This window comes from Shewanella sp. cp20, assembly GCF_000832025.1.
Taxonomy (GTDB): Bacteria; Pseudomonadota; Gammaproteobacteria; order Enterobacterales; family Shewanellaceae; genus Shewanella.
In genome coordinates, this window is sequence record NZ_JPII01000017.1 from 238052 (window position 1) to 262320 (window position 24269).

A 24269-nucleotide genomic window follows, 5' to 3' on the forward strand; every position below is an offset into this window, starting at 1 on the left:
TATAAAAAAGCCCAGACATCTGTCCGGGCTTTTCATGTTAGCGAGTGCAATTAGAACTGCATCTCGGGAACATGCTCGGGCACGACCAGCTTGCCGGCCGTCTTCTCGATGATCTCCTCGACGCTCACGCCTGGTGCGCGCTCCAGCAGGTGGAAGGCGCCGTCTTTGATCTCCAGGAAGGCAAGGTCGGTCAGCACGCGCTTGATGCAGCCATAGCCGGTGAGCGGCAGCTCACACTTAGGCAGCAGCTTAGAGTTGCCGTGCTTATCGGCGTGCATCATGGTGACGATAATATTGTCGGCACCGGCCACCAGATCCATGGCGCCGCCCATGCCCTTGATCAGCTTGCCAGGGATCATCCAGGAAGCGATAGAGCCCTCGACATCCACCTCGAAGGCGCCTAGTACGGTGAGATCCACATGACCACCACGGATCATGGCGAAGCTCTCGGCCGAGGAGAAGAAAGAGGCGCCAGGCACTGCGGTGACTGTCTGCTTACCCGCGTTGATGAGATCCGCGTCTATGGTCTCTTCTGTGGGGAACTCACCCATGCCCAGCAGGCCGTTTTCAGACTGCAGCATCACCTGCATGCCTTCGGGAATATAGTTGGCCACCAGGGTGGGGATGCCGATGCCTAGGTTGACATAAAAACCATCCTGTAGCTCCTGGGAAACACGCTGTGCCAGTTGTTCTCTCGATAAAGCCATGGTGTCTCCTCCCTATTTGCTCTTGACGGTGCGCTGCTCGATACGCTTCTCGAACGTACCTTGGATCAGGCGATCCACATAGATGCCTGGGGTATGGATATGGTCTGGGTCTAGCTCGCCCGGCTCGACGATATGCTCGGCTTCTACCACAGTGATCTTACCGGCCGTGGCCATCATAGGGTTGAAGTTGGCGGCCGTCTTACGGAAAACCAGGTTACCCATGGTATCGGCCTTCCAGGCGCGAACCAGGGCGAAATCGGCGGTCAGCGCGGGCTCGAGCACATAGTGACGACCATCGATCTCACGTGTCTCCTTGCCTTCGGCTACCGGGGTACCGTAACCGGTTGCGGTGAAGAAGGCGGGGATGCCGGCGCCGCCGGCGCGGATCTTCTCGGCCAGTGTGCCTTGAGGGGTGAGGATCACGTTGAGCTCACCCGAGAGCATCTGCTGCTCGAAGGTGGCATTCTCACCCACATAAGAGGCGATCATGGTGCTGATTTGACGGCTCTTGAGCAGCAGCCCCAGGCCGAAATCGTCGACCCCGGCGTTGTTCGAGATGGCGGTGAGCCCCTTGGCGCCACTCTTAACCATCTGGGCAATTAAGCCTTCTGGGATGCCGCAGAGGCCGAAACCGCCGACCATGACGGTCATGTTGTCAGTCAGACCTTCCAATGCTTCTTCATAGCTGCCGACCAGCTTATTGAGTCCTGCCATTATCATTATCTCCTTTGAGCGTGAGCCGGGCCTGAGCCCAGCCCCTGTTATTCTGTTAGCGCGCGTGCAACCTTGGCACCGCTGACTCTGCCCAGCGCCTGGCTGATGGTGTTACCCGCCTTGATCAGGGCGTCGAGGTCGATGCCTGTCTCTATCCCCATACCGTGGAGCATGTAGACCAGGTCTTCGGTGGCCAGGTTGCCCGAGGCACCCTTGGCGTAGGGGCAGCCACCCAGGCCGGCCACCGAGCTGTCGATGACGCTGACACCGGTCTCCAGACAGGCAAGAATATTGGCGAGCGCCTGACCATAGGTGTCATGAAAGTGTAGCGCCAGTTTTTCCACCGGCACCTTTTGCGCCACGGCTTCAACCATTCTACGGGCATTTAAGGGGGTGCCAACGCCTATGGTGTCACCCAGTGAGATCTCGTAGCAGCCCATTTTGTAAAGGATATCTGCCACGCGGGCCACTTCCTCGACCTTGATCTCGCCCTCGTAGGGACAGCCCAGCACGCAAGAGACATAGCCGCGTACGGGGATCTGTTTCGCCTGAGCCGCCTCCATCACAGGGATGAAGCGTTCGATCGACTCCTCGATAGAGCAGTTGATGTTGCGCTGGCTAAAGCTCTGCGAGGCGGCGCCGAAGATGGCCACCTCGTCCGCGCCGGCGTCAAGGGCAAGTTCCAGCCCCTTGAGATTCGGTGTCAATGCGCTGTAGACCACGCCCGGGCGTTTGCTCAGCTGGCGGAAGATCTCGCCCGAGTCGGCCATCTGCGGCACCCACTTGGGGGAGACGAAGCTGCCGGCCTCGATGCGGGTCAGGCCCGCCTCGCCGAGCTGGTCGATCAGGGTCAGCTTATCGGCGGTGGTGACCGCCTTCTCGTTCTGCAAGCCGTCGCGGGCGCCGACCTCGAAGATGCTGACCCGGCTTGGGTAAGTCTTGCTCATGGTTAGGCGTCCTCGTTCGGGGTGACGTCCAGCAGCAGGGCGCCGTCGCTCACCAGCTCACCCGGCTGGAAGAAGAAGGCGGCAACCTTGCCGTCAAACGGCGCTTCGATGGTGTATTCCATCTTCATCGCTTCCATCACCATCAGCCCCTGACCCGCCTCGACCTCATCGCCCACCTCGACCAGGTGAGTCACTATGGTGCCGTTCATCGGCGCCTTGAGCTTATCTTCGCTGCTGGCCTGATCTTCCACTACCTCTGTCTGCAGGGCGCGGAAGTGATAGCTGCCGCTTGGCAGGAAGAGGGTGAAGTCGTCGCCCTCACGGCTCACGGGGATCTTGCTCTTGTGGCCGTTGATCTCGGCGTGCAGCAGATCTTGCTTTAGCTCACCGCTCAGGGTCAGTTGCTGCTCGTTGAGGCTGAGGTAGTAGCAATCGCCCACTTGGCTCAGGGTCAGGTGTTGGATCTCATGTTGGTCATCGAGCAGAGAGAGCTGATGTACGCCGCTGCGGTTGAGTCTGAAGCCGCTGACCTGGCCCCAAGGCGAGTAAGGGTCGTGACTGTTGGTCGCGGTGAGCTTGGCCTGTTCCTTCTGGGCACACAGGTGGTAGAGGGCGGCGAAGGCCAGGGCGCCATTTTGCTCGCTGGAGTTATCGCCATCTAGGTTGGCACCAATCAGGGTGTCGCCATAACGCTCGATAAAGTCTGTGCTGAAATCGGCCTGTGCGAAGGCCTGATGTTCGGCGATGTTGGCCAGGAACTCTATGTTGTGTTTCAGGCCACTGATCTGATAAGACTCCAGGGCGTGCACCAGGCGCTGCAATGCGCGCGGGCGCGACTCGTCCCAGACGATCAGCTTGGCGATCATAGGGTCGTAGAAGTTGCTGATCACATCGTTTTCGCGGATGCCTGAATCGATGCGCACATAACGGTTCTGTTCGGGTTCGCGCAGGAAGTTGAGCTTGCCGCTGGCGGGCAGAAATTCGTTTTGCGGATCTTCGGCGTAGATACGTACCTCAAAGGAGTGGCCGTGAATGCGCACATCTTCCTGGCGCAGTGGCAGCTCGCTGCCGCTGGCGACCATCAGCTGCCATTTAACCAAGTCCTGGCCGGTCACCATCTCGGTGACGGGATGCTCTACCTGCAGACGCGTGTTCATCTCCATGAAGTAGAAGCAGTCGGTCTCGTCGCTGGCATGGGTGTCGAGCAGAAACTCCACGGTACCCGCGCCCACATAGTCGATTGCCTTGGCGGCGGCGACGGCGGCTTCCCCCATGGCGCGGCGCAGGCTGTCGGACAGACCCGGCGCCGGTGCCTCTTCGACCACTTTCTGGTGACGACGCTGAATCGAGCAGTCGCGATCCGACAGATAGATGCAGTTGCCTTGGGTATCGGCAAATACCTGCACCTCGACGTGACGAGGCTGTCTCAGGTAGCGCTCGATCAGCAGCTTGTCGTTGCCAAAAGATGAGGCCGCCTCGCGGCGCGCCGAGTTGATGGCGTCCAGGGCTTCAGCTTCCGACTCGACGATACGCATCCCCTTACCACCACCGCCGTAGGCAGCTTTGATCAGCTGAGGGAAGCCTATCTCTTTCGAGGCCTTGAGCAGCACCTCGTCGCTCTGGTCATCGCCGTGATAGCCGGGCACCAGGGGCACATTGGCCTTCTCCATGATGATCTTGGCGGCACTCTTGCTGCCCATGGCGTCGATGGCATCGGCGCTTGGGCCGACGAAGGCGATACCCGCCTGTTCACACTGACGGGCGAAGTCGGCATTTTCCGACAGGAAGCCGTAGCCAGGGTGGACCGCCTGGGCGCCGCTGCGTTTGGCGATCTCAAGGATCAATTCGCCCTTGAGGTAAGACTCGCTCGGGGCGCTGCCGCCCAGGTAGAAGGACTCGTCGGCCATGGCCACATGGCGGGCGTCCTTGTCGGCGTCCGAATAGAGGGCGACGGTTTTGATGCCCATGACCTGTGCGGTCTTAATGATTCTGCAGGCGATTTCGCCGCGGTTGGCGATCAGTAATTTGGTAAACATGTTAGCGAACTCCCCGAACTGGTAGGGCAATAGGGTCTAAGATGATCTCTGTGTTCATTAGGCGTTCCACCTTGGGCTTCTCTTCTCGAAGAAGGCGTTAAGCCCCTCCTGGCCCTCGTCTGAGACGCGGATGCGGGCGATACGCTCGCTGGTGTAGGCCAGTGTCTCCTGGTCAATCACACCATCTTCCAGGCGTGACAGCAGGGTCTTGACCCAGGCCATGCCCTGAGGGCTGTTGCCCTTGAGCGCCGTGATGATGGGCGCACTGGTGCTGTCGAGATCATCGTTAATCTCATGGATCACATTGAGCTTGAGCGCCGTTTGGGCGTCGAAGCGCTCGGCGGTCAGCATGTAGCGGCGCGAGGCGCGCTGGCCCATGGCACGAACTACATAGGGGCTGATCACCGCGGGGATCAACCCGAGCTTGACCTCACTGAGGCAGAAGCTGGCGCGGCTATCGGCGATGGCAATGTCGCTGGCGCAGATAAGCCCCAAGGCGCCACCGAAGGCTGCTCCTTGTACCAATGCCAGCGTCGGCTTGGGGAACTTGTCGAGCTTGTGCATCAGGGTCGCCAGCTCGTTGGCGTCATTCAGGTTTTGCTCGAAGTCCATCTTGGCCTGCTTGCGCATCCAGTTGAGATCGGCGCCGGCGCTGAAGTTACGCCCGTTGGCCTTAAGCACCAGCAGCTGACAGCTGTCGTCGCTTGCGAACAGGTCGAGTGCGGCGATCATTTCACCTATCATCACCTCGTCGAAGGCATTGTGTTTGTCGGCGCGGTCAAGCACCATCTCGCCGACTCCATCTTTTAGGGAGCAGCTTAAGTATTCAAATTCTTGTGCAATTGTTTGGCTTGTCATGGGTATCCTTCCTTGCCTCTGCGTTATCGATTGCTGACTGAGCGGCGCATTACATGCGGAACACGCCAAACTTAGTCTCTTCAATTGGCGCATTGAGCGCCGCAGAGAGGGCCAGGCCGACTACGTCGCGGGTCTGGGCTGGATCGATAATGCCATCGTCCCATAGACGCGCGCTGGCATGATAAGGATGTCCCTCCTTGTCATACTGGGCCACGATAGGGGCGCGGAAGGCCGCTTCCTCTTCGGCGGGCCATTCCACCCCTTTGCGGGCCAGGCCGTCGCGGCGCACGGTTGCCAGTACGCCGGCTGCCTGTTCGCCGCCCATCACAGAGATGCGGGCGTTAGGCCACATCCACATCATGGTGGGCTCGAAGGCGCGGCCACACATGCCGTAGTTACCGGCGCCGTAAGAGCCGCCTATGATAACGGTGAATTTAGGCACAGTGGCGCAGGAGACGGCGGTCACCATCTTGGCGCCATGCTTGGCGATCCCTTCGTGCTCATATTTCTTACCCACCATGAAGCCGGTAATGTTTTGCAGGAACAGCAGCGGGATCTTGCGCTGGCAGCAGAGCTCGATAAAGTGGGCGCCTTTCTGCGCCGACTCGGAGAAGAGGATGCCGTTGTTGGCGACGATGCCAACTGGGTAGCCGTGAATGCGGGCGAAGCCACATACCAGGGTCGCGCCATAGTTGGCCTTAAATTCGTCGAAGTCTGAGTCATCGACGATACGGGCGATAACTTCTTTGACATCGAATGGCTTCTTAAGGTCGGTACCGACGATGCCGTAGAGCTCGTTGATATCGAACTTAGGCGGTTTCGCCGGGCTCAGCAGGCTGGCGATCTGCTTGTTATGGTTGAGGCGAGTGACCGACTTACGTGCCAATTCCAGTGCGTGTTCATCGTTCTGCGCCATATGGTCGGCCACGCCCGAGATCTTGGTGTGCACCTCGGCGCCGCCCAGCTCTTCGGCCGAGACCTCTTCGCCCGTCGCGGCCTTCACCAATGGTGGGCCGGCGAGGAAGATGGTGCCTTGTTCCTTGACGATGATCGATTCATCGGCCATGGCGGGTACATAGGCGCCGCCCGCGGTACACAGGCCCATCACCACGGCTATCTGTGGGATGCCCTTTGAAGACATCTTGGCCTGGTTATAGAAGATGCGACCGAAATGGTCTCTGTCGGGGAAGACCTCATCCTGGCGCGGCAGGTTAGCCCCGCCCGAGTCCACCAGATAAATGCAGGGCAGGTGACAGCGCTCGGCGATCTCCTGGGCCCTAAGGTGTTTCTTCACCGTCAGCGGGTAATAGGTGCCGCCCTTTACGGTGGCGTCGTTGGCGATGATCATGCACTCGACGCCGCTGACGCGGCCGATACCGGCGATGATGCCCGCCGCGGGGACCACGTCGTCATAGACCTGGTAGGCGGCAAACTGGGCAATTTCCAGAAACGGCGAGCCGGGATCCAGTAGCTTTTCGACACGTTGGCGTGGCGACAGCTTGCCACGGGAGAGGTGGCGCTCCATGGCGACGGGGCCGCCGCCCTGTTCGATTTCAGACAGTTTTAATTTGAGATCGGCGACTACCTGGCTCATCTGCTGGTGCTTGGCCTTAAACTCGTCGCTGCGGGGATTGATTTGACTGCTCAGTTGCGTCACGGCTTGGTTCCTTTTAAGACTGTGTTGAACGGGAAGCGGCGATTGCCCGCCCTGGGCCGGATTGGCTCCGGCCCGTTTTACGCATTTGACTATTTAGACTCGTTGAACAGCTCGCGGCCGATCAGCATGCGACGGATCTCTGAGGTGCCGGCGCCAATCTCGTAGAGCTTGGCATCGCGCAGCAGGCGTCCGGTGGCGTATTCGTTAACATAGCCGTTGCCGCCCAGCAGCTGGATGGCATCCAGCGCCATCTTAGTGGCCAGCTCGGCGCTGTAGAGGATGGCGCCGGCGGCGTCTTTACGTGTGGTCTCGCCGCGATCGCATGACTTGGCCACGTTATAGACGTAAGACTTGGCGGCGTTCATGCCGGTATACATGTCGGCAAGCTTGCCCTGTACCAGCTGGAACTGACCGATAGACTTGCCAAACTGCTCACGCTCGTGAATGTAAGGCACTACGATATCCATACAGGCGCTCATGATCCCCAGCGGGCCGCCAGAGAGCACCACGCGCTCGTAATCCAGGCCGCTCATCAATACCTTAACGCCGTTGTTGAGGCCGCCGAGGATGTTCTCTTCCGGCACTTCACAGTCTTCGAACACCAGCTCACAGGTGTTAGAGCCGCGCATGCCCAGCTTGTCCAGCTTCTGTGCCTGGCTGAAGCCCTTGAAACCACGCTCGACGATGAAGGCGGTAATACCGTGTGGTCCCTTGTCCATGTCTGTCTTGGCGTAGATCACATAGGTGTCGGCGTCCGGGCCGTTGGTGATCCACATCTTGTTGCCGTTAAGGATATAACGGTCACCCTCTTTACGGGCGCTCAGCTTCATGGAGACAACGTCCGAACCTGCGTTAGGCTCACTCATCGCCAGGGCGCCGATATGCTCGCCGCTCACCAGCTTAGGCAGGTACTTGGCCTTCTGTTCGGCGTTACCGTTACGGTTGATCTGGTTAACACACAGGTTGGAGTGGGCACCATAACTCAGGCCGATAGAGGCCGAGGCGCGAGAGATCTCCTCCATGGCGACTACGTGGGCCAGGTAGCCCATGTCGGCGCCGCCAAACTCTTCGGGGACGGTGACCCCGAGTAGTCCCATCTCGCCCAGTACGGGCCATAGCTCGTTAGGGAAGGCGTTTTCCTGATCCACCTTGGCGGCGATAGGAGCGATTTCATTGGCGGCGAAGCTACGCACTGCATCACGCAGCATGTCGACATCCTCACCGAGGCCGAAGTTGAGAGAAGAGTAGAGTTGAGTCATGGTTTTATCCTACAGGTCTTATGCTTTTATAATTTTTTTAGTCAGGCTTCCTAGCCTGGCTTGTGTCTAATTTGTTGCTGCGTTAATTCGATATGGTCCTTGCTGTGCCCTAGGTGCTCTGTTGCTGCTCCAGTGCGGCGCGGCACTGCTGCTCGGCAGAGTTAAGCTCCATCAAGACCACCTTGATGTCGTCCATCTGCTGCTGCAGGGCCGATTTTTTCTCTTCCACCAACTCCAGCATGGTATGTAGCTGAGTGCTGCTGTTCTTGTCGGCATCGTAGAGCTCAAATAAGCGGCGGGTTTCGGCGAGCGAGAAGCCTAGGCGCTTACCCCTTAAGATCAGCTTGAGGCGCACGCGATCTTTCAGGCCATAGATGCGGGTTTGCCCACGGCGCTTGGGTTTGAGCAGCCCCTGATCTTCGTAGAAGCGGATACTACGTGTGGTAATATCGAACTCCTTAGACAGGTCGCTGATGGAGTAGGTGGTCTGTGGACTGTGTTTGTCGCTCATCGAAAAAATACCATATTGATTAACTTTTCTAGCACGATATATGAAGTTTACGTAAAGGTAAAGATTTTAGGTGGTCTGATCGGCGTGTTTGGCTGTAAAAATCTCAGCAACAAGTGGTGAAATAACCATCAGCCCTGGGTTTGGGTGAGGTAAGGGAAGTTGCGAATAAGTCCTCGTGGCACTCTGGCTTTCACAGCGATTGGCGTTCAAGGTGTCTGACTGAAGGCATGCCGGGGCCTGGCAAAGTCAGATAACGCAGAGAGCCAGTTGCTGTGAAAGCCCCGAAGGGCGTAGTTTACAGGCCAGACTGCTGTGTTGTGCTTCTTGCAAAGGACTTAGGCCATTTGCCGCGAACCACGCCTTGCATTCAGGCCTGTAAGCCGACGCAGAGCACACAGGGGACTTGTTCGCACCTTCCTTAGGCAAAGGTCTAATGGGAAAAGTGTCACTTGCCTCCATAATGTGATCTATGGCGCATAAGCCAAATCGTTTGGAAGGGGAAGCCGATATGCCGACCGTGAGTGGCGGGCGCATGTCATTCGGAGAAGATCACATGAAGGATTTGCATAATCAGTTACACCAGGAATCTATCGATAATCCCAATGCCTTCTGGGGCGAGGCCGCCGGGGCCTTAACCTGGGACAAGCCGTTTGAGCGGGTACTCGATGACAGTCAGGCACCTATGTATCGCTGGTTCAGCGGCGGTCAGCTCAATACCTGTTACAACGCGGTCGACAGACACGTCGAAGCGGGGCGTGGCGATCAGGTGGCGATTCAATATGTGAGCCCGATAACGGGCACCGAATATGGGATCACCTACAACGAACTGCAGGCCCAGGTGAGCCGACTGGCGGGCTACATGGCCAGCCAGGGGGTGGTAAAAGGCGATAGGGTGATCATCTATATGCCCATGGTGCCAGAGACCGCCTATGCCATGCTGGCCTGTGCGCGTCTGGGGGCGATTCACTCCGTGGTGTTCGGTGGCTTTGCCGCCAACGAGCTGGCGACCCGCATCGACGATGCCAAGCCTAAGATGATCCTCTCTGCCTCCTGCGGCGTCGAGCCCTCTGGCGTGGTGGCCTACAAGCCGCTGCTGGATGATGCGCTCTCGCAGGCCGCTCACAAGGTGGATCAGTGCGTGATCCTCAACCGTCCTCAGCTGCAGGCCGAGCTGCTCGATGGTCGCGACGTCGACTGGCAGAGCGCGATGGCCGATGCGCCGAATATCGATTGCCAGAAGGTCGAGGCGACCGATCCTCTCTATATCCTCTATACCTCGGGTACCACGGGTCAGCCGAAAGGCGTGGTGCGCGACAACGGCGGCCACGCCGTGGCCCTCGCCTGGTCGATGAAGCATATCTATGATATCGATGTCGGCGACGTGTTCTGGGCCGCCTCGGATGTGGGCTGGGTGGTTGGTCACTCCTACATCGTCTACGGCCCCTTATTGGTCGGCGCTACCACAGTGCTGTTCGAGGGCAAGCCGGTGGGCACGCCAGATCCCGGCATCTTCTGGCGTACCATAGCCAAATATGGGGTGAAGAGTTTCTTCACTGCGCCGACGGCGATCCGCGCCATCAAACGTGACGATCCCGAGGGCGCTTATCTGAAGGATGTGGATCTTAGCTGTCTGGGCACCTTGTTCCTCGCCGGTGAGCGCTGCGATCCCGATACCCTGCACTGGGCCGAGCAGCAGCTAGACAAGCCGGTGATCGACCACTGGTGGCAGACAGAAACCGGCTGGCCGGTGGCCGCCAACCTGATGGGGACCGCGCCCGTGCCGGTCAAGGCGGGCTCGCCAGCCAAGGCGGTGCCCGGCTATGACGTTCAGGTACTCGATGAGATGGGCGATAGTGTCGCGCCGGATCAGTCGGGTAACGTGGTGATCAAGCTGCCACTGCCGCCCGGCACGCTCGCGACCCTGTGGCAAAACGAGGGGCGCTATAAAGAGAGCTACCTCTCCATGTATCCAGGTTATTACCTCACAGGGGATGCGGGCTACATGGATGAAGAGGGTTACCTCTATATCATGAGCCGCATCGATGACATCATTAATGTGGCCGGTCACCGTTTATCGACCGGACGCTTCGAAGAGGTGCTGTGTCAGCATGAGGCGGTGGCCGAGGCGGCGGTGATTGGTGTCGACGATAAGCTCAAGGGGCAGGTGCCGCTGGGTCTGGTGGTGCTCAAGAAAGGTTGCGATCTCAGCGACGAGCAGCTCTACAAGGAGCTCATCGCCCTGGTGCGTGAGCAGATTGGCCCTGTGGCTGCCTTTAAGCTGGTGAGCGCCGTGCCTAAGTTGCCTAAGACACGCTCGGGTAAGATCTTGCGCGGCACCATGCGTAAGATTGCCGATAACCAGAGCTTCAAGATGCCGGCGACGATCGAAGATCCCTATACACTCGAGTTGGTGCGTAATGCCCTGACCCGCATGGGGTATGCCGACGCCCACGTCTAATATCGCTTTTGCTTGCTATTAAAAAAGGGCCCTAGGGCCCTTTTGGTTTTTCAGGTCACCTTACAGCTTGAAGGTCTCTATCCTGGCCTTGAGGTTGTGGGCTAGGCTACTTATCTCCTGACAGGCGATGGCGGTCTGTGACGAAGCTTCGGTCATCTCGGTCGAGACATTATTGATATGATCCACGCTGCGATTTAGCTCCTCGGAGACCGCATTTTGCTCGCTACAGGCAGTGGCGATCTGGGTGCTCATCTGGGCAATATTTTCCACCGAATGTTCTATCTCGCCTATCTGACTCCCCGCCGCATTGACCTGCTCGACACACTGGGCGATGCCGGTTTGGCACTCCTGACTCGAGTGACCTATCTTGCTGCTGTTCTCCTGCAGCTGGTTGACGATGTCGACGATCTGAGCGGTAGAGTCCTGGGTGCGCTGCGCCAGGGATCTCACCTCGTCGGCCACTACGGCGAAGCCGCGACCCTGCTCGCCGGCGCGGGCCGCCTCGATGGCGGCGTTGAGGGCCAACAGGTTGGTCTGCTCGGCGATGCCACGGATCACATCCACCACCATGTTGATGTTGTTGGAGCTGGATTCTAACTCGTGAGCCAGCAGGTCCGACTCCTGAATCGTCTGGGAGACACGCTCGATCACCGCTATGGTCTGGGCCAGTGTCTCTGTGCCTTGTTTGGCGATCTCTGTGGCCGAATAGGCCGAGGTGGCACCGTTTTCGGTATTTTGCGCCACTTCACCCACGGCGGCCTGCATCTGGGTCATGGCTGAGGCGACCGAGCTCAGTTCCAGCTGCTGATTCTGCATGCTGGAGGCGTTCTGCGCCGAGATGGCGCTCACCTCTTCGACGGCGGCGGTTAGCTGTATAGTGGAGTCGTTGATCTCTGAGACCAGGGCGTGCAGGTTTGCCTGCATGGTAACTAGCTCGCGCAGCAGGGTGCCTAGCTCATCCTGAGTCAGGGCCTCCTCGTCGATGGCGTTGGTGAGTTGTCCCTTGGCGATATTGGCCGCAAAGGCCAGCGCCCGGTCGATGGGGCGGCAGATGGCGCGTGATAACAGGGTAGAGGCGAGGGCGATCACTATGATGATCACCAGCGCGCCTATGCCGGCGCTATATTGGGTCGATAGCGCCTCGTCGTGCACATTTATGCCTATCTGTTTGACCAGTTCATCGTTGAGTCCCAGGGTGTCGTCCAGGCTGCTCAGCGCCTTGGAGTAGGTGCCGAAACTGGCCAGCACTACCTGGTTGGCCTTGTCGGCATCCCCCTGATTGAGCAGGCCGTTATAGGCGCTGGTCTCCTGTATGTACTGATTCCAGGTGTCTTTGAATACCCTAAAGGATTGCCTTTCTTCGGCGTTGAGTTCCAGGGCTTCATAGGCGGAAATGCCCGCCTGAACATCGGCGCGCCATCTGTCCAGATCCTGCAGCCACTGACCTATCTTAGGGTTGTCGCTGTTGGGAAGCAGAGAGAACTCATCTTTGCGGACCTTGGTAATGTCCACCTGGATCCCCTTGAGAATGGCGACCGAGGGCAGACTCTTATCGGTCAAGGTGCGAATGTTCTGATTCAATGTCGATAGACTTAACATCAATAACATGGCAACCAGGATGAAGACGATAAACACGGCCAGATAACTTGCCCATATCTTCTTGACCACACTCAAGTCTCTAATATTCATAAGCTTCCCCATAAAGTACTTGCCAAAAGACCAATATCTATTAACTATAGCGGCATTCTTGGCATGTCTGATGACCAATTAGCTGTAAATTATAGCTTTTATTTTTTGAATGGCTGCGACCTGCCTAATAGAGAGAAATGACAGAGGAAAAAGGACTACTTTTGGGGTCAGGGAGTTGGAGAAAAAGGATGATGAAACCTAAGCGCTTGCTGGTGGGCCTAGTCGTGGTGACCCTATTGGGTCTGGGCTACCAGGTGGCGAGTGAGCTGACCAAGGACTATGTCGAGTTAAATGCATTAGAGAAGGTGAACGGTCGCTTTCACCTGCGCGACGAGGCCGAGCCCTATAGCGGTAAGGCGAAGTATTTCGCCGACGAGGGGTGGCTCAAGCAACAAGCCACCCTGCATCAGGGCAAACTTAACGGCGAGCTGGTGAGCTTCTATGAAACTGGCGCCATCGAAGTGGTCGAGCCCTATGTCGACGGCCAGTTAGAGGGGGTGACCCGGGTCTATCTGGAGGATGGCACCCTGAATAAGACCATCCCTTATCACAATGGACTGAAAGAGGGGACAGAAGCGCACTATGGCTTCGAAGGAGGCCTGCTGTCTAAGTCTATCGAGTATCGCCAGGGTAAGCGTAACGGCTGGAGCACCAGTTATTGGGATCCAGACAGGCTGCGCAACCGCATCCATTATGTGGACGACCTGCGAGACGGCCTGTGGCAGCAATATAGCTTCGGCAAGGTGGTGATCGAGGGCCCTATGGTGAAGGATAAGGAAGAGGGCGAGTGGCGCTCCTATTTTCAGGACACCGATATCTTGAAGGGGATAGCTCACTTCAAGGCCGGAAAGCTGCACGGAGAGGTGACCGAGTTCTATCAAAATGGTGCCAAGGAGTGCATCGAATATTATGACTCGGGTAATAAGGTGGGGACCTGGACACGCTTCTATGATGATAACAGCCCAGAGCAGGTAAAGAACTACCGCGACAACCAGTTAGATGGCAGCTACCGCGAGTATCACCGCGGTGGCAAGCTTGCCGAGGAAGGACAATACCAAGATGGCGAGAAGGTAGGCGTGTGGCGCCGATTCAGCCCAGATGGTCGGCTCATCTCTGTGGGTGAGGAGCCAAAGGCGCAGCTTGAAGCGGACAGTGCTCAGAACTCAGTTCCCAGAGCACAGAGCACAGAGCCCAGAGCAAGGAGTAAGGAAATAAGGAGAAGGAGTTAAAGTATGCAAGTCATTTTTACCAAGGGAGATGGACGCTACGGCAGGCTAACTTGCATTCGACAGGATGCCAGTCGCACCGAGACTCAGATGCCAGAGCAGGGCATAGCGCCCCATGACATGATCCACTATGTGGTGGAGAAGACCCTGGCGATCCCAGGTGCCTTCTATGGTCAGCTAAAGGCCGGGGCGAATATCAGCTTCACCCTGGAACATAACCAGCTGTCGCGGCAGGTAGCCGATAAGACCCAGGTGTGGCAGACGGAATCTATGGTGGAGTCATTGCAGTCACTCTACTGGTCTCAGGAGCTTAATTTCGAGGCCTTCAGCTATCTGCTCGCCCAGAGTTGTGAGCAGCGAGAGCTTGCCATCCCTCAGGTGAGTGAGCATGAGTTCGAGCAGATGCTAGCGAGCATCACACAGCTCTCGACCCAGTGGCAATCCTTAGCGGCGGGACAGAGCATCACACTGGTGTTTTAGCCGTACAGTATTAGTCGCACAGTGTTAGCCGCACAGCTTTAACCGTACAGTTTTAATTATTAGTTAGAGATAAACATAGTGATTAGGGCCTTTGGCAGACTTAGGTAAGTCAAGGGCTCGGGTTGGTAGTCGGTGCATGCGTTTGTTCGGCCGGTGACTCAACCGGAGTCAGGGCCGGAGACTAAGTCAGAGACTGGGCCGGTGGCAGAACCAGTGACTGGGCCGGTGATTGGGCCGGTGACTAAGTCGGTGACTTTGCCATTGATATAGCACTTTGAGCTGTCGTATGCTGAGACGGTCAACTATTTTCAAGAGGCTATGAAAATGAAGAGTCAGTATTTAGGGATAGTGCTATTGGTCATAGGCGTGGCCTTAGCCTGGTGGGGATATAATATCTACGACTCCACCAGTTCGCAGATCTCTCGCGCGGTCAGTGGCGATACGCCGATAGAGGCGTGGGCGGGTATGGTTGGCGGTGCCATCTGTGTCTTGATAGGGCTGCTGAAATTAAAGTAGCGGCTATCACTCTCGCTGAGATGAGGGCTGCTTTTCCGTTTTAAAAAAAACCGGCTCAGCGAGCCGGTTTTCGATAGGGGATACGATATTTAAGCCAGCTTGACCACCATCTTACCGCGGTTCTTGCCTTCGAACAGGCCGATGAAGGCCGCGGGGGCATTATCTAGTCCTTCATATATGGTCTGCTCGGCTTTCACCTTGCCGCTGGCCAGCCACTCACTCATCTGCTTGGCGAACTCGCCATAGTGTTGCCAGTGCTCGAACACGATAAAGCCTTCCACTCTCAGCTTCTTCATGATGATGTAGGCCAGGTTGCTTGGGCCAGGCGTCGGTGCTGTATCGTTGTACTGGGCAATCATGCCGCATACGGCGATACGGCCGTGGTCGTTCATGTTATCCAGCGCCGCTGCCAGATGCTCGCCGCCTACGTTTTCGAAGTAAACATCGACCCCTTGAGGGGCGGCGGCTTTAAGTGCCTGGCTCAGGTTAGGCGTCGTCTTGTAGTTGATCACCTGCTGTATTCCCATCGCCTTGAGCGCCTCGGCCTTCTCATCCGAACCCACGGAGGCAACAACCTTGGCACCCATTAGAAGCCCTAGCTGACAGGCGACGCTGCCCACCGCGCCCGAGGCCGCCGAAACAAACAGGGTCTCACCGGCTTTGAGTTGGGCGATGCGGTTTAGGCCTGTCCAGGCTGTCATGCCCGGCATGCCCAGGACGCCGAGAAAATGAGATTCTGACAGGGGCGTATCTGGTAGCAGGGTGTGATCCGTACCATCTGTAACATAGTGGCTGCGCCAGCCTTTCATGCTGCTCACCTTGCTGCCCACGGGAAAGCCTTCATGGTTCGATTCGATCACCTCACCAATGGCGCCACCTTCCAATGCTTCACCCAGCGCGAACGGGGCGATGTAACTCTCTCTGTCTATCATGCGGCCGCGCATATAAGGGTCGACCGACATCCATAGGTTCTTGACTAAAAACTCGCCTGGCTTGAGCGGCGGTAACTCAAGTTGTTTCAGGCTGAAGTTGGCTTGAGTCGGCATGCCTTCAGGGCGGCTGGCCATTATTATCTCTTGTGCTTGCATTAAGTTGTCCTCTTTTGCTTTGCGCGCTAACTAATTGTGTTAGACTCTACAAATAAATTGAGCGCAATGCAAATACTTTGTGCGCAAAGTAATGAGTTTTGATGTCAGCGTATCCTGCGTCAATTCTGTTAAGATAGGTAACCTGAAGTGAGGCGACCGATTTCTCGAATGAGCAACGCCTTGAAAATGCTTTGAAAAGTGTCCGGTAAGATGAAGAGTAAGCAGATGAGTGAAACGCAAATGATGCAAGTGACGACGGATGTCGTCGAGGGGGAGAGCTGTCAACAGGGGGGAGAATGCCTGTCGGATAATGTCTGTTTCGCCCTCTATACGGCCGCCAATGCCCTGGTGCGGGCCTATCGTCCCTTGCTGCAGCAGTGCGATCTGACCTATCCGCAGTATCTGACCATGCAGGCACTCTGGTTAAAGGATAAGGCTAGCCTGACCGATCTGTCTCAGGCGACTCGCCTCGATCTGGGCACCTTAACCCCTATCGTCAAACGCCTGGAGGCCAAGGGCTTGGTGGTGCGCCAGGTGGACAGCCGGGACGAGCGCAAGAAGGTGATTCAGGTGACGCCCGCCGGCGAGGCGCTTAAGCAAGATGCCCTGGCGTTGAAACAAACCTTGCTGGAGAAGGTGAGTGTGTCGGATGCTGAGCTTGAACAGCTGCGGCAGATCTGTCTGACCCTGACCCAAGATCTTAATCTACGCGAGTGAACCTCTTAATGTATAAGGGCTTTGTGGCCCTTTGCGCTTAAAAGGAAACACTGTTCTGTCAGGCGGTCAGTCATCGCCGAGTTTTTCTAGTAATTAACTTACCAGTTTTTGTATAATCGCGACCAATTTCGTGCCTATCGACTATGTGGCTCGCAGTTGAAGCAATAGAGCGATTTAAGCTCATGATTTGACTGAGATAGTCCAGACTATAATAAAAGATAGGTGTAGACAATCTCAGTTTCCCATGGGGAAAAAATCTCATGCAAAATCACTCAGACCTCCTCGATATAGGCGTGATAGGCCTAGGCGTCATGGGCAAGAACCTGGCGCTCAACATTGCCGATAACGACTACCGCGTCGCCGCCTTCGATCTCGATAGCGCCAAGATAGATGCCTTACTGGAACAGGAGCAGAAAGAGCGTCCTGCCAATCATACACAGCGTATCGAAGGCTGTAGCAATCTTTCAGAAATGTTATCTAGTCTCGCAAAGCCGCGTGTCTTAGTCTTGTCGGTGCCAGCCGGCGCGCCTGTGGATGGTGTCTGTAATGCCCTGCTGCAGGCCGGTATTGAGCAGGATGATATCGTGGTGGATACGGGCAATAGCCTGTGGACAGATACGGTTGAGCGTGAAGCCCAATATCAAGACAAGTTTATCTTCTTCAGCTGCGCCATCTCTGGTGGTGAGATGGGGGCCCGCTTCGGCCCCTCTTTGATGCCAAGCGGCGACATCAAGGCCTGGAATCGCATCAAGCCCATCTGGGAGGCGATCGCTGCCAAGGTGGATCCCGACACTGGCTTGCCGATAGAGCGTCAGGAGCCCGGAAACCCTGTGACTGAGGGCGAGCCCTGCACCACCTACATAGGTCCTGCAGGCGCCGGTCACTACGTGAAGATGGTGCATAATGGCATCGAATACGCCGACATGCAGCTGATCTGCGAGGCCTATCAGCTGCTCAGTGATGGCCTGGGGCTTAGCGCTGGCGAGGTGGGGGAGATCTTCGCCCGCTGGAATCAGGGGAGCCTCAACAGCTACCTGATGGAGATCAGCGCCGAGGTGCTTTCTCAGGCCGACCCGCTTACGGGCAAGCCCCTAGTTGAGATGATCTTGGACAAGGCGGGTCAGAAAGGCACTGGCCTGTGGACCGCGGTCAGCAGCCTACAGATCGGCTGCCCGGCACCGACCATCGCCGAGGCCGTCTATGCCAGGGCGGTCAGTACCCAGAAACATCAACGTCAGCAGCTGAGTCTGCTGCTCGCAGGCCCGCAGCCGCTTGAACTCGGCGAAGATGAGCGCGGCGCCTTTATCGACGAGCTCGAAAATGCCCTCTACTGCGCAAAGATCGCCTGCTATGCTCAGGGTTTTCAGCTGATGGCGATGAACGCTCAGGAGCGTGGCTGGCAGCTGGATTTTGCCGAAATTGCCAAGATCTGGCGCGCCGGCTGTATCATTCGTGCGACCTTCCTACAGTCCATCACCCAGGCCTACCAGCAGGCGCAGCGGGTGGGTCAACCCCTGGATAATCTCCTGATGGCGGAGACCTTTAGCCTGGCCCTGTCGGCCAAGCAGCAAGATTGGCGCCGCGCGGTGGCAAGAGCCATCATGAGTGGCGTGCCCGTGCCTTGTATCGGCTCGGCGTTGGCCTATTACGACAGCTACCGTAGCGAGACGCTGCCGGCTAACCTGCTGCAGGGACAGCGGGACTATTTTGGTGCCCATACCTTCGAGCGTATCGATAAGCCAGCGGGGGAGAAATATCACCTCAACTGGAGCCAGAGCGATCGCACCCTAGAGAAGCTCTGATTGCTGCTGACAATAAAAAACCGCTACTCGTTAGCGGTTTTTTTATCTCCAAAGTGTGCCCTGGTTTCGATTAGCCCTGACAGCCGCCGCTCTCGTAGCAGCTTGGCTTGCGGGGACAGCTGGCGCCGCGGGCGCAGATGAGCCTGGCCTCGCTGTCGATGCCCCGCTCGACCCAGTTGATGTTGAGGATCTTGGCGACGCGTTTGATATCTGTCTTGATATTGCTCGGCAGCGGCGCTGAGCCCCCCTTGTCGACACAGACCTCCTTGAGCTGCTGAGCCACCTGATTGGCGTCACCGCCTTGGGCCTGGATGGCCGGGTTGAGGTCGATACCGGCGCAGAGCACGTGGGGGTTACCCGCCAGATCTTTCACCCTAATCGATTCGCAGCAGTAGATCTTGGGCTCGTTACCCACATCTAGGATGGAGATCTGCGCCGAAGAGCCCTGGGTCGAGGCGTTGATCATCCTAAATACCGCCCAGTGTTGGCAGGGATCTTCCACCTGGCGCATGTTGCCCCAGGGCAGGGGGATGCCGTTACCGCGGTACACCGCCTTGAGTTTACCGGGCGAGTAGGCGTCGAAGTAATGCCAGTGACTGTAGGGCGAGACCGCCGTCATGCGGCGCATGGCCACCGAGGGGGAGACATCCACCAACTTGGCCACGTCTATCTCGTAGCCGTGGCGGTCCAGTAGCTGTCTGAAGGGCACCTTAGGGCAGAGCAGGGCGCCGGCGAAGAAGCTGGACTCGAAGTCTCGCCAGGCATGGAGGATATCCTGGGCATCCACGGTCGACGATTGCGACCGGTTGTCAGCCTCATCCACCAGGCTGGTGCCGTGGCTGCGTCCGGCCACCATGATGCTTTTCAAACCATCTTTGTTGTGCAGCACGCTGTGGCCGATGTGAACCGCCAGATCATACTTGAGACGCCGGGTATGCTGGTTAAGCAGCTGGTTGAGACAGATCTTGTTGGGACGCTCAAAGTAGGAGGTGATGATGTGCTGTTTCCCTGCGCCTGCCTCCTCGCGGATCGCCTTGGGGGCTCGGGTAAACCACTTCACCACCAGGCCGAGGCGTTGGACGATGGCCAGCAGATCCTCGAGGCTCAGGGGCATGCGTTTCAGCCCCACCTCTTCGGCGGCGCGCTCGAGATCGGGAAAATGATTCTGATGATGCTCCTGATGGGCACGGATCAGCAGGTGGGCGAATTGCCGACCACTGATGCCGGTCTGGGACAGCATTTCAGGGATGGCTATTTGTAAAATTTCATTGGAGAACAGAAAGCTTGGCTCCAGCGCCATACCGCTTATTCCGCCGCGCGAGCCCTTGACCGGGGTAATAGCCTGCTCCTCGGGGGCATCGTCGAGAAACCAATCGACCTCTTTCTGGAACACGGCGGCGATCACCGCCAGCATGCCTGCACTGGGCACCCGCTTGCCGCGTTCTATCATGGAGAGGTAGGAAACCGAGGGCGCCGAATCTGCGTCCACCCTGACACAGCGGGCCGATAGGTCTTCCATGGTTAGATTATTACGTTTCCTGAGGTTGCGTATCTTGGTACCCAGAAAATGTGACTTTCTCATCAAGCTGCTATTGGTTTTCATTTTGTAAAATTCACACTGTGAAATTTTTATTGTGAAATTGTAATAAAAAAGTCGCTAGACTACAAATTAAGCAATCGGGGGAATCATTCATCCCTATTGAGAGCCACATGACGCTGTAGGGCAATTGTCGTCAGCGAGTCAAAATTAGCGAGTACTAGAATAGCGATCACAAGCGAGAGGGATGAGGCGATGAATATACAGACACAGCAACTAGACCAGAGTATCTATAACTTCATCAAGCAGGTAATGCCTATGACACAGATTAACGGAAACAACGCACTGGCAACTCAGACACAGCAAGACGGCCTGAGCTATGCCAAGCAGATCTTAGATGAGTACTTTCCGCTGAGTCAGGGCTCTCACCAGGATGTGTGTAGCTATGTGATCTACTACAAGCAGCTGCTGGCCTTCTTCGCCGATGGCAGCCAGAGCGGCCTGGTACAGCCTAAGCAATTTGTGGCGCTCTCGGGTCATAAGTGTGAGCCAAGCTCATTGGTGCTAAAGAACAACGGTTTCCATATCGAGATTGCACTGGATCGCCGCGGCGAGCAGGGACGTCACGATCCGGCCGGTATCGACGACGTACAGGTCGAGGCGGCACTGATGACAATCGTCAATAGTGAGCAGAGCCCTTGCCTGCGCACCTGGACCAGCCTAGTGACTGGGCAGGCGGATCAACACTGCAAAGAGTTCACCTCCAAAGACGGCAACGAATACAGCCTCTAATAATGTGTGACGACTCGCTATAAAAAATGCCAGCAATTGCTGGCATTTTTTATAGTGGTCTTAGCTTAGATAGTGCTACTCACTTCGCCTTAGGCCAGCGCCAATCCCAGGCTGAACAATGCGCTAAAGATCACCGTCAGCTTGGCGGTACGTCCCAGTAATGGGTTTAGGGCCGCCCCGGTCGTTTGACTAAACTCGCTGTTGAGCTTGCGCGCCAGAATGAGTGAAAGGCCGCCGAGCAACACGGGCAATCCAGGAAGTAGCCCTAGTAAGAAACCGCCAATAATCAGGGCAAATGGCAGATAGACTAAGGCCTGATACAGGACTCTGGCCTGGCCTTCGCCTATCTTGACCGCCAGGGTGCGCTTACCCGCCTTGGCATCGGTGGGGATGTCGCGGGTGTTATTAACCAGCATCACGGCGGCATTAAACAGGCCGATGGCGCTGCCTAAGATCCAGGCGGCGACACTGGTGTCGTGGGCCTGCAGGTAGTAGCTGCCGACCACGGCCACCAGGCCGAAGAAGACAAAGGCGGCCACTTCGCCCAGGCCGTGAGAGGCCAGCGGGTAGGGACCACCACTATAGCCAAGGGCGCCCAAAATCGAGGCGGCGGCGAGTATGGCGATGGGCCATCCACCGTGATAGATGAGTAAGGAACCTACCAATAGCGCCAGCACCAGGCAGGCGATCATGGCGTTGCGCACCTTGCTCGGGTCGAGCAGGCCACTCTGGGTGACGCGAACCGGGCCGAGTCGCTCCTCGGTGTCGATGCCACTCTTAAAATCGAAGTAGTCGTTGGCCAGGTTAACGGCGATCTGCAGCAATAGTGCGCACAACATGGAGGTGGCGGCAATTAGCCAGCTAAATTGTGTCAGTGATAGGGCAAGCGCATTGCCGACTAAGATAGGGCCAATGGCAGCGGGAAGAGTACGTGGGCGTGTCGCCAGGATCCAGGGATTCATTATCTGTGTTCGTAATTATTAGGTAGGGACTGAGTCAGGCTCGAAAATATAGCCCAAGCATAGCAAATAAGCCCAAGTCGATGAAGCGCTTGCATTAGCATTATGTGAACAGCCTCGTTTTATTTTTCCGGGATCTTTAGGATAATTCCCCAAGCCTTTAATAAACCTTAAACGCCTTGTTAAAAATTTGTGTAATTTTGACGCGGCGCACACCTTTGCTGCTTCTTTCCATCAAATCTGTTGCCAGCCTCAAAGATCTCCGGCCTGACATGTGCTGTTATAGGAGTCTGACGGTGAGATTCAGCCGGGAATGCTTTAAACTTATCTAATTAATTTATATAGATTTTATAAATTTAATACTTAGGTCGAATAAGGCTTTTGGGCGGCGAGAGACAAGGATCAGGATGATGCGTTTTGATGAACAGGTAGCTGTCGTCACAGGAGCGGGGGCAGGCTTAGGACGAGCCTATGCGATCGCCTTAGCCGAGCGCGGTGCGCGCTTGGTCATTATCGATTCGGGTTGTGGCGATAGTCGCTGTCAGACCTATAGTGGTGCCGGCCTCAATAAGACGGCGCGTACCCTGACCGAGCTGGGCGCCGACTGCCTGAATTTCCATATTGACGTGTGTGACAGTCAGGCGCTTCGCGAAGCGATCGAGACTGTGGTGGCGCGCTGGGGGCGAATCGATATCGCCATTAACAATGCCGGCATTCATGCACCTGTCTCCTTCGATACCCTGAGTTTTGACCAGTGGCAGCGGCAGCTGGAGGTGGATCTCAACGGCAGCTTCCATCTGACCAAGTTGGTGTGGCCCTTGATGAAGCGGCAAAACTATGGCCGCATCGTGATGACGGCAGGGGCCAGCGGCCTCTATGGCGACATGCATGAGACCCATTACAGTGCCAGCAAGATGGCGCTGGTCGGCCTGGTCAACAGCCTGGCCAAGGAGGGGCGGGACTACAATATCTCGGTCAATACCATAGTGCCACAGGCGCTGACTGCCATGACCGAGCATCATCTCAGTCCCTTGGTGAAGCCACTGTTTAGCACCTCGTCTGTCAATGCCACGCTGCTCTATCTCTGTTCCTCTCATGCCTGTAGTGGCCAACACCTGCTTGCCGCCGCCGGTAGCGTAAGCCATGGGATGTTTGTCGAGTTTCAGCCGCTGCGAATCGTCGAAGATGATTGCAAGCCCGAGGTGATCGCCCTGCGCTGGGATGAGCTTTATCGGGCACAGCCCTGTCATTACCACGAGAGCGGCGAGGAGCAGGTGACTGCCTGGGCAAGGCGCAGCGCAGCCGAACATCATGTCGACATCGAATAGCCGGCGGTGACAAATTGCTGCAGCAACCGCCAGGAAAGGTCAACAGGCCTAGCAAGATAAGGGGAATCTAAGGTAAGCTTGACGACCAATATTGATGAGTTTCGGTGAGGTTGCATGAGTCAGGTATTAGATGATCTCTTATCCCTGTTATCGCTCGAACAGATAGAGGTCGGCCTCTATCGCGGTCAGAGCCAAGATCTGGGGTTCGGCCATGTGTTTGGCGGACAGGTCATGGGCCAGGCCCTTAGCGCAGCGGCGCAAACCGTCGACAGTGAGCGTCAGGTGCACTCCTTCCACTCCTATTTCTTGCGTGCCGGTGATGAGAAACTGCCCATCGTCTATGACGTTGAAAATATGCGTGACGGTGGCAGCTTTAGTGCCCGCCGAGTGAAGGCGATTCAGAAGGGCAGACCCATCTTCTACATGACCTGCTCCTTCCAAAAGCCCGAGCAAGGCCTGGATCACCAGAGTCAGATGCCCGATGTGCCTGGGCCAGAGGGCTTGCTTAATCAGCAGGAGCTGGCTTCGACACTCAGAGACAAGGTGCCTCGTAAGGTGCTGGAGAAGTTTATGGCGGATTCGCCACTGGAGATGCGTCTGGTGAACCCCTGTAACCCCATGGCACCTAACCAACGCGAGCCCATCAGGCATGTATGGATCCGTGCCAATGGTAAGGTGCCTAACGATCTGTCGGTGCACGAATATCTGCTGGCCTATGCCTCAGACTTTAATTTTCTGGTACGGCGGCTCAGCCCCACGGCGTCTCCTTCTTAACCCCAGGCATGCGTATGGCGACCATAGATCATGCCATGTGGTTCCACCGTCCGCTGGATCTCAGCCAGTGGTTGCTCTATAGCATAGATAGCCCCAATGCCGGTGGCGGCCGTGGCTTCGTGCGCGGCGAGTTTTACACCCAGAGTGGTGAGCTGGTGGCCTCGGCGACCCAGGAAGGCTTGATTCGATTAACACAGGGATAAATGAAACAGTG

Annotated in this window: 20 protein-coding genes and 1 pseudogene; 9 read left to right on the forward strand and 12 right to left on the reverse strand. The window is 56.7% G+C overall.

Annotated elements, in window-relative coordinates; translation table 11 throughout:
* Positions 1–50 precede the first annotated feature (50 nt).
* From DB48_RS05700 to DB48_RS05735, 8 genes are all read right to left on the reverse strand, one after another.
* A complete protein-coding gene (locus DB48_RS05700; RefSeq protein ID WP_041509327.1) occupies positions 51–707 on the reverse strand; it encodes a 3-oxoacid CoA-transferase subunit B in 657 nt (218 codons plus the stop codon).
* A 12-nt stretch (positions 708–719) separates the two neighbouring features.
* The gene (locus tag DB48_RS05705; protein ID WP_033537610.1) at positions 720–1421 is read right to left on the reverse strand and encodes a CoA transferase subunit A; all 702 of its coding nucleotides are present in this window, start codon (positions 1419–1421) and stop codon (positions 720–722) included.
* Between the two features lie 47 nt (positions 1422–1468).
* A complete protein-coding gene (locus tag DB48_RS05710; protein WP_041509328.1) occupies positions 1469–2368 on the reverse strand; it encodes a hydroxymethylglutaryl-CoA lyase in 900 nt (299 codons plus the stop codon).
* A 2-nt stretch (positions 2369–2370) separates the two neighbouring features.
* Positions 2371–4404: an acetyl-CoA carboxylase biotin carboxylase subunit gene (locus DB48_RS05715; protein WP_041509549.1), complete on the reverse strand. Its 2034-nt coding sequence runs from the start codon at positions 4402–4404 to the stop codon at positions 2371–2373.
* A 57-nt stretch (positions 4405–4461) separates the two neighbouring features.
* Positions 4462–5262, reverse strand: coding sequence for an enoyl-CoA hydratase-related protein (locus tag DB48_RS05720; protein WP_041509329.1), 801 nt, complete (start codon positions 5260–5262; stop codon positions 4462–4464).
* Between the two features lie 49 nt (positions 5263–5311).
* Entirely contained in the window at positions 5312–6919 is a 1608-nt protein-coding gene (locus tag DB48_RS05725; RefSeq protein ID WP_041509330.1) for a carboxyl transferase domain-containing protein, read from the reverse strand.
* 89 nt (positions 6920–7008) lie between these two features.
* A complete protein-coding gene (locus DB48_RS05730) occupies positions 7009–8178 on the reverse strand; it encodes an isovaleryl-CoA dehydrogenase (RefSeq protein WP_041509331.1) in 1170 nt (389 codons plus the stop codon).
* Between the two features lie 109 nt (positions 8179–8287).
* Positions 8288–8689, reverse strand: a complete 402-nt coding sequence (locus DB48_RS05735; protein ID WP_041509332.1) for a MerR family transcriptional regulator — start codon at positions 8687–8689, stop codon at positions 8288–8290.
* Between the two features lie 553 nt (positions 8690–9242).
* Between DB48_RS05735 and DB48_RS05740 the strand changes: the two genes are divergently transcribed.
* Positions 9243–11147, forward strand: coding sequence for a propionyl-CoA synthetase (locus DB48_RS05740; protein WP_041509550.1), 1905 nt, complete (start codon positions 9243–9245; stop codon positions 11145–11147).
* A 60-nt stretch (positions 11148–11207) separates the two neighbouring features.
* Here the strand turns inward: DB48_RS05740 and DB48_RS05745 are convergent, their stop codons facing one another.
* Positions 11208–12836 carry a methyl-accepting chemotaxis protein gene (locus DB48_RS05745; protein WP_041509333.1) on the reverse strand — a complete coding sequence of 543 codons (1629 nt, stop codon included), beginning with the start codon at positions 12834–12836 and terminating at the stop codon, positions 11208–11210.
* Positions 12837–13024: 188 nt separating this feature from the next.
* Between DB48_RS05745 and DB48_RS05750 the strand changes: the two genes are divergently transcribed.
* The 3 genes from DB48_RS05750 (at position 13025) to DB48_RS05760 (ending at position 15058) form a co-directional block, all read left to right on the forward strand.
* Positions 13025–14065 (forward strand): toxin-antitoxin system YwqK family antitoxin, encoded by a 1041-nt coding sequence (locus DB48_RS05750; protein WP_041509334.1) that lies wholly within the window; start codon positions 13025–13027, stop codon positions 14063–14065.
* Positions 14066–14068: 3 nt separating this feature from the next.
* Complete coding sequence (locus tag DB48_RS05755; RefSeq protein ID WP_041509335.1) at positions 14069–14542, forward strand: hypothetical protein; 474 nt, start codon at positions 14069–14071, stop codon at positions 14540–14542.
* Positions 14543–14866: 324 nt separating this feature from the next.
* Positions 14867–15058, forward strand: coding sequence for a DUF3185 family protein (locus tag DB48_RS05760; RefSeq protein ID WP_041509336.1), 192 nt, complete (start codon positions 14867–14869; stop codon positions 15056–15058).
* A gap of 89 nt (positions 15059–15147) precedes the next feature.
* On the opposite strand, the gene DB48_RS05765 is transcribed toward DB48_RS05760, so the two are convergent.
* Positions 15148–16146: an NADP-dependent oxidoreductase gene (locus DB48_RS05765; protein ID WP_041509337.1), complete on the reverse strand. Its 999-nt coding sequence runs from the start codon at positions 16144–16146 to the stop codon at positions 15148–15150.
* 240 nt (positions 16147–16386) lie between these two features.
* On the opposite strand from DB48_RS05765, the gene DB48_RS05770 reads away from it, so the two are divergent.
* Both DB48_RS05770 and gndA read left to right on the forward strand, forming a co-directional pair.
* Complete coding sequence (locus tag DB48_RS05770; protein WP_052813688.1) at positions 16387–16863, forward strand: MarR family transcriptional regulator; 477 nt, start codon at positions 16387–16389, stop codon at positions 16861–16863.
* Positions 16864–17123: 260 nt separating this feature from the next.
* Positions 17124–18665, forward strand: a complete 1542-nt coding sequence (gene gndA / locus DB48_RS05775; RefSeq protein WP_041509338.1) for an NADP-dependent phosphogluconate dehydrogenase — start codon at positions 17124–17126, stop codon at positions 18663–18665.
* A 70-nt stretch (positions 18666–18735) separates the two neighbouring features.
* Here gndA and DB48_RS05780 read toward each other — a convergent pair whose 3' ends face one another.
* Positions 18736–20268, reverse strand: coding sequence for a DUF3612 domain-containing protein (locus tag DB48_RS05780; RefSeq protein ID WP_041509339.1), 1533 nt, complete (start codon positions 20266–20268; stop codon positions 18736–18738).
* Positions 20269–20457: 189 nt separating this feature from the next.
* On the opposite strand from DB48_RS05780, the gene DB48_RS05785 reads away from it, so the two are divergent.
* Positions 20458–20994 carry a malate synthase gene (locus DB48_RS05785; protein ID WP_041509340.1) on the forward strand — a complete coding sequence of 179 codons (537 nt, stop codon included), beginning with the start codon at positions 20458–20460 and terminating at the stop codon, positions 20992–20994.
* A gap of 89 nt (positions 20995–21083) precedes the next feature.
* Here the strand turns inward: DB48_RS05785 and DB48_RS05790 are convergent, their stop codons facing one another.
* Entirely contained in the window at positions 21084–21956 is an 873-nt protein-coding gene (locus DB48_RS05790; RefSeq protein WP_041509341.1) for a 1,4-dihydroxy-2-naphthoate polyprenyltransferase, read from the reverse strand.
* Between the two features lie 407 nt (positions 21957–22363).
* On the opposite strand from DB48_RS05790, the gene DB48_RS05795 reads away from it, so the two are divergent.
* Both DB48_RS05795 and tesB read left to right on the forward strand, forming a co-directional pair.
* Positions 22364–23281: an SDR family NAD(P)-dependent oxidoreductase gene (locus DB48_RS05795; protein ID WP_041509342.1), complete on the forward strand. Its 918-nt coding sequence runs from the start codon at positions 22364–22366 to the stop codon at positions 23279–23281.
* Between the two features lie 114 nt (positions 23282–23395).
* Positions 23396–24258, forward strand: a pseudogene (tesB, locus tag DB48_RS05800) (acyl-CoA thioesterase II).
* Positions 24259–24269 lie beyond the last annotated feature (11 nt).